Origin of the sequence: Amycolatopsis sp. NPDC059235, assembly GCF_042754125.1 — a bacterium.
Classification (GTDB): domain Bacteria; phylum Actinomycetota; class Actinomycetes; order Mycobacteriales; family Pseudonocardiaceae; genus Amycolatopsis; species Amycolatopsis albidoflava.
Genome location: NZ_JBHZAG010000156.1, coordinates 1 through 11,797 on the forward strand (window position 1 = coordinate 1; position 11,797 = coordinate 11,797).

The following is an 11,797-nucleotide window of genomic DNA, read 5'->3' on the forward strand; positions in this document are numbered from 1 at the left end:
CATCTTCCCCGCTTTCCCACGCACCCCCAGACCGTCAGCACAATCAAGCTTCGGGGTGCCCCACGCAACCACCACGGCAAGGTCGCCGCCAGGCGACGAGCCGAAACCAAAAGCCTCAAGCAGGCAAAACCGCCGAAATCTCCTCAGCAGCCTCAGGCCCGAACGCCTCATTCAACCGCGTCAACGCCTCGGACCGCACGAGAGTCCACTCCTGCGTCCCCACAGTCTCCAGCACCAGCACAGCGATCAAACACCCCAACTGCGCAGCCCGCTCCAACCCAAGCCCGCCGTCAACCGCAGCAAGAAACCCAGCCCGGAACCCATCCCCAACCCCAGTAGGGTCAGCCTTCCCCCGCTCAGGCACCGCCCCGATCTGCAGCGCAGTCCCATCGCGCCCAACAATCTCCACGCCCTTCTCCCCCAGCGTGGTAATCCTCAGCCCAACCCGCTCCAGCACATCAGCCTCAGTCCACCCAGTCTTCTGCAGCAACAACTCCCACTCGTAGTCATTGCTGAACAGATACTTGGCCCCCTCGACAAAAGACCGCACCTGAGCCCCGTCCATCCGAGCCAACTGCTGCGAAGGATCGACCGCGAACGTGTACCCCCGCTGACGGCACTCCTGAGCATGCCGAACCATGCCCTCAGGATCGTCCGGGCTGATCAACACGAGCCCAAGCCCGCCGACCCGGTCCGAAATCGGCCCCATCTCGATATTCCGGGACTCCGCCATCGCGCCCGCGTAGAACGTCGCGATCTGGCACATGTCCTCGTCAGTGGTGCACACGAAGCGCGCGGTGTGCGCGACCTCGGACACCAGCACGCCGGAGGTGTCCACGCCGTGCCGCTGCAGCCACGACTGGTAGTCCGCCCAGTCCTGGCCCACGGCTCCGACGAGCACCGGCTCCACGCCGAGCACGCCGAGGCCGAACGCGATGTTCGCGCCGATGCCGCCGCGGCGCACGACGAGGTCGTCGGCGAGGAAGCTCAACGACACCCGGTGCAGCTGCTCGGCGACGAGCTGCTCGGCGAACCTCCCCGGGAAGTGCATCAGATGGTCTGTCGCGATGCTGCCCGACACGGCGATCCTGGGCTTGTCTGCCACCGGTTCTCCTCACGAGGTGGATGAGCTGTCTTTTCGCGCCCTGACGCAAGTTACCCGCTGGTCATGACCCTTCCGGGTAGTTTCCGCGCCACGTTCCGACACTACCGGCCGGTACTCGTTTCCCGTTCAACTCCGGCTGAATAGCGTGACGTTCGTGAACCTCGCGACCGAACCGGAAACCCTCGGCGACCTGATCGCCGACTGCGCCCATCTCCCGTCCGCGCTGCGCCCCGAGCAAGCCGCCGGCCAGGCCCGGCTGCCCCGGCCGAGGGCCGCGCGGCCGTGGACGGTCGACGACGCCTGCCACGCACAGGTCGCCGACCTCGACGCGTACGTCTGACCTCGCGAAACCTCCGCGGCGGGTGCGAGCCGCGGCCGAAACGGACAACGGGCCCCGGCGCGGATGCGTCGGGGCCCGTTGTCGGCTCTGGGGCTCAGTGGAAGCTGTCGCCGCAGGCGCAGGAACCCGTGGCGTTCGGGTTGTCGATCGTGAAGCCCTGCTTCTCGATGGTGTCGACGAAGTCGATCACGGCCTCGGACACGTACGGTGCGCTCATCCGGTCCACGGCGACCTGGAGGCCGTCGAAGTCGCGGAACAGGTCGCCGTCGAGCGTGCGCTCGTCGAAGAACAGCTGGTAGCGCAGGCCAGCACAGCCGCCGGGCTGCACGGCGATGCGCAGGTGCATGTCGTCGCGGCCCTCCTGTTCGAGCAGCGCCTTCGCCTTGGCGGCCGCGGCGTCGGTCAACGTCACGCCGTGGGTCTCCTCGGCGGTCTCGGCCGCAGCCGCACCGGTCTGCTCAGCGGTCGTCATGGCACTCCCTCTTTGGTCGAACTCGCTGCGGGTACATCTCGTGTCCTACCTACAACACGGGACTCGCCCGATCTGTTCCCCTCCATCGTCGCATATGGAACGACCTGGTGAACAAAGCCGTGACGCCTGCAATACCCTGGTGAGGTGAGGTTCCTGCGCCGAAGCACCACTGACCCCGCCGCCGACGACTCCGCGGCCGAGGCCGCCGCTGTCGATTCCCCGGTCACGAGCAAGTCGTACACGCCGGGGAAGGGCAAGGCCACGCCGAAGCGGCGCGAGGCCGAGGGACGCAAGCGCGGGCCGGTCGCGGCGCCGCCCACCTCGATGCGCGAGGCGATGAAGCGCAACAAGGAGTTGCGCAAGGCGAACCCGGTCAGCAAAGAAGACCGCAAGGAAGCCGCCCGGCAGCGCCGCGAGCGGATGATGTCGGGCGACGACAAGTACCTGCCGCCGCGCGACAAGGGTCCGGTCAAGGCGTACGTCCGCGACCTGGTCGACTCCCGGCGCAACATCCTCGGCCTGTTCATGCCGCTGGCGATCCTGGTGTTCCTCGCGCTGCTGGTCCCCGCGCCGGCGGTGCAGCAGTACATCACCCTGGTCTGCATGGCGATGCTGCTGGTCATGGCCATCGAGGGCTTCGTGAACGGCCGCAAGATCTCGAAACTGGTCAAGGAGCGCTTCCCGAAGGAACCGGCGACTGCCACCCGCGGCGTCGGCTGGTACGCGTTCGTGCGGGCGAGCCAGATCCGCAAGCTGCGGGTTCCGAAGCCGCGGCTGAAGGCCGGGGACCCGATCCCGAACTGAGCCGTGCGGCACACAGGTCGTTAGCCTGGCGAACGAAACGTTTACCCTGTGGGCATGGAGTTTCGACGTCTCGGCCGCAGCGGCCTCAACATCAGTGAGATCTCCTACGGCAACTGGCTGACCCACGGGTCCCAGGTCGAGGAGGACCAGGCGCAGGCCTGCATCAAGGCGGCGCTCGACGCAGGCATCACGACCTTCGACACGGCTGACGTCTACGCCAACACCGCGGCGGAGTCGGTGCTCGGACGCGGGCTGAAGGGCCAGCGCCGGGAGAGCCTGGAGATCTTCACCAAGGTCTTCTGGCCCACCGGTCCGAAGGGCCCGAACGACAAGGGCCTCTCGCGCAAGCACATCATCGAATCCGCGAACGCGTCGCTCCAGCGGCTCGGCACCGACTACGTCGACCTCTACCAGGCGCACCGCTTCGACCGCACGGTGCCGCTGGAAGAGACGATGCAGGCGTTCGCCGACCTGGTCCGCCAGGGCAAGGCGCTCTACATCGGCGTCTCGGAGTGGAACGCCGAGCAGATCTCGCGCGGCGCGGCGCTCGCCCGCGAGCTGAAGATCCCGTTCGTGTCGAACCAGCCGCAGTACTCGATGCTGTGGCGCGTCATCGAGTCGCAGGTCGTGCCCGCTTCCGAGCGCGAGGGCCTGAGCCAGATCGTCTGGTCGCCGGTCGCGCAAGGCGTGCTGACCGGCAAGTACAAGGTGGGCCAGCCGCTGCCCGCCGGTTCGCGAGCGACCGACGAGAACGGCGGCGCGAACATGGTGAAGCGCTTCCTCGACGAGAAGACCCTCACCGCGGTCGCGAAGCTGGAGCCGCTGGCGGCCGACGCCGGGCTGTCGATGGCGCAGCTGGCGGTCGCGTGGGTGCTGCAGAACCCGAACGTCGCGTCGGCGATCATCGGGGCCTCGCGGCCGGAGCAGGTCTACGACAACGTCAAGGCGGCGGGCGTCAAGCTCGAGCCGGAGCTGCTGACCGCGATCGACGAGGCGCTCGGCGACGTCGTGATCAGCGACCCGGCGCTCACCGTCGCTCCCTGATCACCGCAGCCGGGCTCGCTCCGGCGAAAGTCCGTGAAGGGCTCCTTGAGGGAATCTGATTCCCTCAAGGAGCCCTTCACGGACCTCCTGCGGGCACTGCGGCGGCTACGAAGAAGGCCGCAGCAGGAACCGTTCCGCCACCGCGAGGTCGTGCGGATAGGTGATCTTCACGTTCTCCGCGCTGCCGGGCACCCACCGCACCGGCAGCGCGGAGAACCGCTCCATGCACGAAGCCGTGTCCGTGCCGAGAAACCCTTCCGCGGCAGCCTGTTCGTAAGCCGCCAGCAGCGGTTGCGCACGGAAGCCCTGCGGGGTCTGCACCCGGATCGCGCCCGGCAGCGGGCCGGCCACCTTGTCCGGTCCGGCCATCGAGACGACGTCGTCCGCGGCCAGGCCCGGCACCGCTCCCCCGTCTTCCCGGGTCCGTTCCAGCACCGCGGAGATCAGCTCCGGCGTCACCAGCGGGCGGGCCCCGTCGTGCAGCAGCACGGAATCCACTGTCCCGTCGGCGATCCGCGGCGCGAGATGGCGCAGCGCGTTCAGCTCGGAAGCCTGCCGCGTCGGGCCGCCGGGCACGATGTCGACCGGGACGGACAGCTCGGCGAGCACTTCCTCGGCCAGCGCCGCGTCCTCGGGCCGGATCACCAGCACCAGCACGCCGATCCCGGCCGCCGCGGCGAACGCGTCCAGCGACCACGCCACCACGCGCCTGCCCGCCACCGGCAGGTAGACCTTGTTCAGCGCGGCCCCCACCCGGGTCCCCGCACCACTGGCCAGCACGACCCCGGCCGCCGTCGATTCCCGCACGCCGACCGACCCTAAGGGCCGCGCCCCGGCGGCGGTAGGTTGGGCGCCGGGACGCCCAGCGGCGAAAGGAAACCTGGCTGTGGACACCGGCGAAACGGGCATCGAGTTCGGCGAGATCGAACCGCCGAGCGACCAGGCCCGGTCGGGCGCGATCGCGCTGCACGACAAGCTCGTCAAACCCGCGGGCTCGCTCGGCAGGCTGGAAGAGCTGGGCGTGTGGATCTCCTCCTGCCAGGGCCAGGCCCCGCCGCGGCCGTTCACCCGGCCGCGCGTCGTCGTGTTCGCCGGCGATCACGGCATCGCGAAGAAGGGCGTCTCGGCGTATCCGCGGGAGGTCACGTCGCAGCTCGTCGGCACCATGCTGACCGGCGGCGCGGCGATCAACGTGCTCGCCGCCGCGGCGGGCGCGGGCGTGCGCGTGGTCGACATGGCCGTGGACACCGAGGAATCCGCGATGCGGTCGATCGGCGAGTTCAAGGTGCGCCGCGGTTCCGGCTCGATCGACGTCGAGGACGCGCTCACCGACACCGAAGTCCGCGCCGCGGTCAACGCGGGCCGCAAGATCGCCGACGCGGAGGTCGACGGCGGCGCGGATCTGCTGATCGCGGGCGACCTGGGCATCGGCAACAGCACCCCGGCGTCGGTGCTGGTCGCGGCGCTGACCGGCAGCGAGCCGGTCGCCGTGGTCGGCCGCGGTTCGGGCATCGACGACAACACCTGGATGCGCAAGGCCGCCGCGGTCCGCGACGCGCTGCGCCGGGCCCGTGCGGTGCTGGCCGACCCGCTCGCGCTGCTGCGGACGTCCTCGGGCGCCGATATCGCCGCGATGACGGGCTTTCTCGCGCAGGCGGCGGTCCGCCGCACGCCGGTGGTGCTCGACGGCCTGGTGGTCTGCTCCGCCGCGCTCGTCGCCGAAGAACTCGCTCCCGGCGCCCGCCGCTGGTGGATGTCCGGGCAGCTCACCGGCGAGCCCGCGCACGCGCTCGCGCTGGAGCAGCTGGACCTCGGCGCGCTGCTCGACCTCGACGTCCGCCTCGGCGAAGGCACCGGAGCGGTCACCGCGCTGCCGCTGCTGATGATGGCCAGCCGCGTGCTCGCGGAAATGACCACGCACGAACAATCCGGCGTCTCCGGCCCGCTCTCGTCCTGAAAGCCGTGAAGGGCTCCTTGAGGGAATCTGATTCCCTCAAGGAGCCCTTCACGGACAGCTGGCTTCAGCTGAGCGGGATCATCCAGCCCGCGGGGGCCGGGCGGGTGCCCTCCTGGATCCCGACGAGCTGCTCGCGCAGGCTCATTGTGACCGTGCCGGGCTGCCCGCCGGAGATCGAGAACTCGCCGCCGCCGTGCTTCACGTGGCCGACCGGCGTGATGACCGCCGCCGTGCCGCACGCGAACACCTCGGTCAGCTCGCCCGAGGCGGCCGCCTTCTCCCATTCGTCGGTGGAGATCCGGCGCTCCTCGACCTTGTGCCCGGCGTCCTTCGCCAGCTGCAGCAACGACTTCCGGGTGACGCCCGGCAGCAGCGAGCCGGTCAGCTCCGGCGTGACCACGCGGACGTCGTCGCCCGAGCCGAAGACGAAGAACAGGTTCATCCCGCCCATCTCCTCGACCCAGCGGCGCTCGACCGCGTCCAGCCACACCACCTGGTCGCAGCCCTTCTCGACAGCCTGCGCCTGCGCCACGAAGGACGCCGCGTAGTTGCCCGCGCACTTCGCCGCGCCGGTGCCGCCAGGGGCCGCGCGCACGTACTCGGTGGACAGCCACACGCTGACCGGCTTCACGCCGCCGCTGAAGTACGAGCCGGCCGGCGAGGCGATGACGGCGAAGACGTACTCGTCGGCCGGGCTGTTCACGCCCAGGCCCGCCGAGGTGGAGATCATGAACGGGCGCAGGTACAGGGAATCGCCCTCGCGGGTCGGCACCCAGCGCTCGTCGACGGCGATCAGCTCGCGCAGCGAGTCGACGAAGGTCTCCACCGGCAGCTGCGGCATCGCGAGCCGCTCGGCGGATTCGCGGAACCGCTGCGCGTTGGCGTCCGGCCGGAACGCGGCGATCGTGCCGTCCGGCTGCCGGTAGGCCTTGAGGCCCTCGAAGATGGCCTGGCCGTAGTGCAGCACGGACGTGGCCGGGTCGAGGGAGAACGGCTCGTACGGCCCGACCTTGGCGTCGTGCCAGCCCTTGTCGGTGCTGTAGCGCACGGTGACCATGTGGTCGGTGAAATGCGTGCCGAACCCCGGCTTGGCAAGTACCTCGGCGACGCGTTCAGGACTCGCGGGGCTCGGGTTCGGAACGTGGGTGAACTGCGTCGCTGTGGTCATGCATAAACGATAGCGCTTGGTCGGAAGCACGTTAGTCGGAAGTCCTGTGGTTTTACTCGCCGCACTGCCCCGCGCTCGCAGCGTCACCCCACTACGATGGACGGCGTGAGCACTCAACCAGCACGCCAAGCCGGGCCGGGCGCCGGGCCGGACGTCAAGACCTTCGGCACCGCGGCCCTGCTGACCTTCGGCGCCGGAATGCTCGGGATGGTCGGCTGGGGCCTGCTTTCCAGCGGGTTCGGCTTCTTCCTCGGCCTGGTCGTCGCCGGGTTCGGCATCTACTGGTGGAAGAACCTGCACGGCCAGGTGATCGCCAGGAACGTGCCGACCAAATCGGTGGTGATCCTGCTCGTCGTCAACATCGTGCTGTTCATCTCGCTGGTCCTGCTGGCCCAGTAGGCCGCAGCCCGGGGGGCAGCTCCGGAGCGGGCCAGTCCGGGTCCGGGCGAAAATCAGTGTGCGTGCCGTCGAACGGATACGCGCCCTGCTCGGCCAGCGCGCCCATCCGTTCGCCTTCCGCGCGCAGCTTGCCGAGTTCGGCAGTGGTCAGCCGCCCGGCCTCGACGGCCGCTTCGGCCTCGTCCTCGTCCTTCCACTTCCAGCCCGCGCCCGGCGTCACGACCAGGTCGAGGATGCCGTCGATCCGGTCCGGGCCGGTTCCGGTGCGCCCGCGCGGGATTTCGAGGTTCACGTACCAGTCGCGGAAGCGTCCGTCCGCCTCGAAGAACCACCACACCGACGACCAGGCGTCGTCGGGAATCAGCCGCAGCGTCGACGTGCCGTGCCAGATGTCCGGCACTCGCACGCGCGGCTCGCGAAACCGTTGCTCCAGCGGCGCTTCGCGCAGGCTCCGGCCGTCCGCGAGCCTGCTGCCGACAATCGGAGTGCCGAGCGGAAGCCAGCCGAGCAGAATCTCGCCGTCGTCGGAGAGCACGCGCAGCGGATGATGCTGGCCGATGCTGCCGTCCGGGCGGACGAAACGTTCGACGACTGTCTGTCCCGGCGCCCAGCGGTGCTCAGTCATGCACGCCACGGTAGCGACGAACCCGCACCCGCAGCAGTACTTCGATCACCGCGCCGAGCCCGGCCGCGAGCAGCACCGCCGGCAGCGGGACGAACGCCGCGGCGGCCGCTGCCAGCAGTGCGCCGACCGCGACCGGAGCCCCGCCGGACGGCGCAAACCGCTGTCGCGCCCCGACGAAAGTCGTGAATGCAGCGGGAAGAGTCGCCAGCACTGCGATCACCGTGAGCAACGGCTGAAGCTGTCCGGCGTCCGCGGCGGAAAGCAGGTCCCGCATCGCCGTCCCGGACAACCCGAGCCGGATCGGACCCAGCTGGAAGAGCGTGACCGCGGTGACGACGACCGCGACCAGACCGAGAACGATCGCGCGCCCGGTGCTCCGCTCCCCCGGTTCCGGAATCAGGAACGGCAGCAGGAACAACGCCGCCACGGCAATCGCGGCCGCGTTCGGCGTCCCGATTCCGCCCGTTTGCGACACCGGAGCGACCGCGAGACACATCGCCACCAGCACCGCCGCGGCGGCCAGCAGCACACCCAATACCCACTTGACCAGCAGATCCGGCAGCCAGAGCCCGGCGAAGCCCGCCGCGGCGACGAACACGACCAGCGCGGCGGCGGCGTATCCGGGCTGCAGCGGGAAGACGTACGCGCCGAAGGCCTGCGCGAGCACGACAATCTGTGTCAGCCGGGATAATCCGCCGACGATCCGGGCAGCCGGATCGTCGCCGAGCGCAGGCAGCCGGGAGGCCGCGACCGCGGCCAGCGCGGCGAGCAAAACCCCGCCGAGCACCCAAAACCCGGCCCCGGCGGCACCCGCCGCCAGCGTCACCAGGAGTGCTCCCGCGAGCCGCACCGCGATCCCCCTTCCCCCGTCCGGATGGCTTTGTCATTAGCATGGCTCACGATCGCCCGGGCAGATCGCCCGGCGCCACCGCGACGTCGCGAGGAGCCAGAAGTGACCGTGCCGAAGCTTGCCCTCTCCGAGAACACGGGTGCGGCATTGGGCAAGACCCGCGCCGACGTCGTCGTGATCGGCACTCTCCAGGGCGAGGACGGCCTCGCGCTCGCCGCCGGCTCCGAGGTCGCCGACGCGGCGTTCGACGGCAAGCTCGCGGAGGTGCTGGGCACGCTCGGCGCGTCCGGCAAGGCCGAGGAGATCGTGAAGCTGCCGACGCTGGGCAAGCTGCCCGCGGGCGTCGTGCTGGCCGTCGGCCTCGGCAAGCCGAAGGACGGGGAGATCACCGCCGAGCAGGTGCGCCGCGCGGCCGGCGCCGCGGCCCGCGCGCTGAGCGGCACCGAGCGGGCGTTCGTCACGCTGTCGGCCGTCGACCTGCACGCCGCCACCGAAGGCATCGCGCTGGGCGCGTACGTCTTCACCGAGTACCGCTCGGAGAAGGGCGACGCCCCGCTGGCGAAGGCCGACCTGGTCAGCCCGGCCGAGGGCACCGCGCGCGAGCACAAGGCCACCCTCAAGGCGGCCGGATTCATCGCCGAGTCGGTGATCATCGCCCGCGACCTGATCAACACCCCGCCGAACGACCTGTTCCCGGCGTCTTTTGCGGACCGCGCGAAGAAGCTCGCCGACGCGAACGGCCTGGAGTTCGAGGCGCTCGACGAGAAGGTCCTCAAGCGCAAGGGATTCGGCGGCATCCTCGGCGTCGGCGGCGGTTCGTCGCGGCCGCCGCGCCTGCTGCGGATCAGCTGGAAGCCGGCGAAGGCGCGCAAGAAGGTCGCGCTGGTCGGCAAGGGCATCACCTTCGACTCGGGCGGCATCTCGCTCAAGCCCGCCGCCAACATGGACCACATGACCTCCGACATGTCGGGCGCGGCGGCCGTGCTCGCGTCGGTCGTGCTGGCCGCGAAGCTGAAGTACCCGCTCGAGGTCACCGCGCACATCCCGCTCGCGGAGAACCTGCCCTCGGCCACCTCCTACCGCCCGGGCGACGTCCTCACCATGTACGGCGGCAAGACCGTCGAGGTGCTCAACACCGACGCCGAGGGCCGGCTCGTGCTGGCCGACGCGATCGTGCGCGCGGCCGAGGAGAACCCGGACTACCTGATCGAGACCGCCACGCTGACCGGCGCGCAGGTGGTCGCGCTGGGCAACCGGATCTCCGGCGTGATGGGCTCGGACGAGTTCCGCGACCGCGTCGCGGGCATCATGCAGGCCACCGGCGAGGGCGGCTGGGCGATGCCGCTGCCCGACGAACTGCGCGGCGACCTCGACTCGCGGCTCGCGGACATCGCGAACGTCACCGGACAGCGCTGGGCGGGCATGCTCGTCGCGGGCGTCTTCCTGCGCGAGTTCGTGCCCGCGGACCTGCCGTGGGCGCACCTCGACGTCGCGGGCCCGGCCTTCAACTCCGGCGGCCCGTGGGGCTACACCGGCAAGGGCGGCACCGGCGTCCCGGTCCGCACCATCGCCGCGGTGCTGGCGGACATCGCCGACCAGGGCTGACCCTGTGCCGGAGGCCCCGCACCACGCCCGGTGCGGGGCCTCCGTCGTGTCCGCGGCCGTGTGGCACGCTCGCGTTCATGCAGCGCGACGACTACCTCGAAACCGCCGTCCGCGACGTGCTCACCGCCGACGAGGCCGCCGCTGACCGCCGGATCGGCCACGCCGCGCTCCTCCTCGCGACCGCTGGCGCTTCCGATGCGGCGGATCGCCTTGTCACGCAATGGCACGCGGTGACCGGACGCCCGACGTCCGTCCTCGCCGACGACGCCGTGCGCGCCCGCGCCTGGGCAATGCTCTTCGAGGCGCGCGGCGACCGTCCACAATGGGCAGACCCCCTCGCCCCCTTGGACCTGGACGCGGAAGAGCAAGCCCACCAAGCACTCCTCGCCCGCCGAGTGTCCGATTTGGACGGCCTCTTCGACGGCTCACCAGTCGCCGGGGCAGTCTCCGCGATCGCCCCAAAGCGCCCCGATCCAGTGCGCGACGCACTGGCCGCCGCCGACCTGGACACGTGGGCCGCCCTCGTGGAAACCCACCCGAACCCGGACGTCGCGACCCTCGCCGCCACCCGCCCGCTCGCCGCCCCGCTGACCGCCGGCGCGGACCCGCTCGGCCTAGGCACGGAGTGGCCGGACCAATGCGCGGGCGCACTGATCGCCGCCCTGCGCGAACGCCATCCGACCGGCCCGGCCAGCCTGCCGGAACTGGTCGCCGCGATCCTCCGACTACGCGGACAACGCGCCCCCGCCCCGGTGTCGCAAGCCGACCTGGCCACGACTGAAGACCGCCTAGGCTTCCGCCTGCCCGACGACTACCGCGAGTTCCTGACGATCGCCGACGGACTGCCCGCGGACGTGGTGTTCCCGCGCCTGCTGCCCGCCCGCGAACTCCGCGCCGACGGCACCGTCGTGATCGTCTCCGACCCCGCCACAGTCCTGCTCACCCACACCGGCGACAACTGGCGAGCAGTCGAAGTCGACCTCACCTACGGCAGCACCGCACACGACTCGTTCCGCGCGCTGCTGGAACACCACCACCGACTGCTGGAAGCGAGTGCCTGACCCACCCACCCGCTGAAGTCCGTGAGGGGAACCCTCACGGACTCAGATTCCGTCAGGGTTCCCCTCACGACCAGCCGAAGTACGTGAGGGACCCCTTCACGTACTCAGATTCCCTCAAGGAGCCCTTCACAGCCCACCCGCTCACCGCCCCGCCGCGACGCACCCAATGCGGCATTCGGTGCATCCCACGCACCCAATGCGGCATTCGGTGCGCCACATGCACCCAACGCCACATTGGGGCGCTAGCCCCCGCCCACCAACAAACCGCACCGCTGCACCCAACGATCGAGGCACCCAGCCCCTCCCCCGCACCCCGATACGAAGCCTCCCTGCGGTTCGGGGGTGCTTGTCAAGGCATCTTTCCCGC

13 protein-coding genes are annotated in these 11,797 nt (G+C 70.4%); 7 read left to right on the forward strand and 6 right to left on the reverse strand.

Annotated features, from left to right (window positions below; translation table 11 throughout):
- Positions 1-115 precede the first annotated feature (115 nt).
- Complete coding sequence (locus ACFXI3_RS45740) at positions 116-1,105, reverse strand: carbohydrate kinase family protein (RefSeq protein ID WP_344268362.1); 990 nt, start codon at positions 1,103-1,105, stop codon at positions 116-118.
- 154 nt (positions 1,106-1,259) lie between these two features.
- Here ACFXI3_RS45740 and ACFXI3_RS45745 point away from each other — a divergent pair, with 154 nt between their 5' ends.
- Positions 1,260-1,445, forward strand: a complete 186-nt coding sequence (locus ACFXI3_RS45745; RefSeq protein ID WP_344268365.1) for a hypothetical protein — start codon at positions 1,260-1,262, stop codon at positions 1,443-1,445.
- 94 nt (positions 1,446-1,539) lie between these two features.
- Here ACFXI3_RS45745 and ACFXI3_RS45750 read toward each other — a convergent pair whose 3' ends face one another.
- Positions 1,540-1,917, reverse strand: coding sequence for an iron-sulfur cluster assembly accessory protein (locus ACFXI3_RS45750; protein WP_037809530.1), 378 nt, complete (start codon positions 1,915-1,917; stop codon positions 1,540-1,542).
- Between the two features lie 144 nt (positions 1,918-2,061).
- Here ACFXI3_RS45750 and ACFXI3_RS45755 point away from each other — a divergent pair, with 144 nt between their 5' ends.
- Complete coding sequence (locus tag ACFXI3_RS45755) at positions 2,062-2,721, forward strand: DUF3043 domain-containing protein (protein ID WP_344268369.1); 660 nt, start codon at positions 2,062-2,064, stop codon at positions 2,719-2,721.
- A gap of 54 nt (positions 2,722-2,775) precedes the next feature.
- A complete protein-coding gene (locus ACFXI3_RS45760) occupies positions 2,776-3,765 on the forward strand; it encodes an aldo/keto reductase family protein (protein WP_378408405.1) in 990 nt (329 codons plus the stop codon).
- Between the two features lie 105 nt (positions 3,766-3,870).
- On the opposite strand, the gene ACFXI3_RS45765 is transcribed toward ACFXI3_RS45760, so the two are convergent.
- Positions 3,871-4,572: a 2-C-methyl-D-erythritol 4-phosphate cytidylyltransferase gene (locus tag ACFXI3_RS45765; protein WP_378408407.1), complete on the reverse strand. Its 702-nt coding sequence runs from the start codon at positions 4,570-4,572 to the stop codon at positions 3,871-3,873.
- Between the two features lie 79 nt (positions 4,573-4,651).
- Here ACFXI3_RS45765 and cobT point away from each other — a divergent pair, with 79 nt between their 5' ends.
- Positions 4,652-5,722 (forward strand): nicotinate-nucleotide--dimethylbenzimidazole phosphoribosyltransferase, encoded by a 1,071-nt coding sequence (gene cobT, locus ACFXI3_RS45770; RefSeq protein WP_378408409.1) that lies wholly within the window; start codon positions 4,652-4,654, stop codon positions 5,720-5,722.
- A gap of 64 nt (positions 5,723-5,786) precedes the next feature.
- Here the strand turns inward: cobT and ACFXI3_RS45775 are convergent, their stop codons facing one another.
- Positions 5,787-6,890 carry a branched-chain amino acid aminotransferase gene (locus ACFXI3_RS45775; protein WP_344268381.1) on the reverse strand — a complete coding sequence of 368 codons (1,104 nt, stop codon included), beginning with the start codon at positions 6,888-6,890 and terminating at the stop codon, positions 5,787-5,789.
- A gap of 96 nt (positions 6,891-6,986) precedes the next feature.
- Here ACFXI3_RS45775 and ACFXI3_RS45780 point away from each other — a divergent pair, with 96 nt between their 5' ends.
- Positions 6,987-7,289, forward strand: a complete 303-nt coding sequence (locus tag ACFXI3_RS45780) for a hypothetical protein (RefSeq protein WP_378408411.1) — start codon at positions 6,987-6,989, stop codon at positions 7,287-7,289.
- On the opposite strand, the gene ACFXI3_RS45785 is transcribed toward ACFXI3_RS45780, so the two are convergent.
- Positions 7,261-7,914 carry a DUF402 domain-containing protein gene (locus ACFXI3_RS45785; RefSeq protein WP_378408413.1) on the reverse strand — a complete coding sequence of 218 codons (654 nt, stop codon included), beginning with the start codon at positions 7,912-7,914 and terminating at the stop codon, positions 7,261-7,263. The two genes, ACFXI3_RS45780 and ACFXI3_RS45785, sit on opposite strands and share 29 nt — an antisense overlap.
- Positions 7,907-8,764 carry a sulfatase gene (locus ACFXI3_RS45790; protein ID WP_378408415.1) on the reverse strand — a complete coding sequence of 286 codons (858 nt, stop codon included), beginning with the start codon at positions 8,762-8,764 and terminating at the stop codon, positions 7,907-7,909. The genes ACFXI3_RS45785 and ACFXI3_RS45790 overlap by 8 nt, the downstream gene beginning before the upstream one ends.
- A gap of 102 nt (positions 8,765-8,866) precedes the next feature.
- On the opposite strand from ACFXI3_RS45790, the gene ACFXI3_RS45795 reads away from it, so the two are divergent.
- Together ACFXI3_RS45795 and ACFXI3_RS45800 are read left to right on the forward strand one after the other, a co-directional pair.
- Entirely contained in the window at positions 8,867-10,369 is a 1,503-nt protein-coding gene (locus tag ACFXI3_RS45795) for a leucyl aminopeptidase (protein ID WP_344268394.1), read from the forward strand.
- Positions 10,370-10,446: 77 nt separating this feature from the next.
- Positions 10,447-11,430: an SMI1/KNR4 family protein gene (locus ACFXI3_RS45800; RefSeq protein WP_378408417.1), complete on the forward strand. Its 984-nt coding sequence runs from the start codon at positions 10,447-10,449 to the stop codon at positions 11,428-11,430.
- Positions 11,431-11,797: the final 367 nt, after the last annotated feature.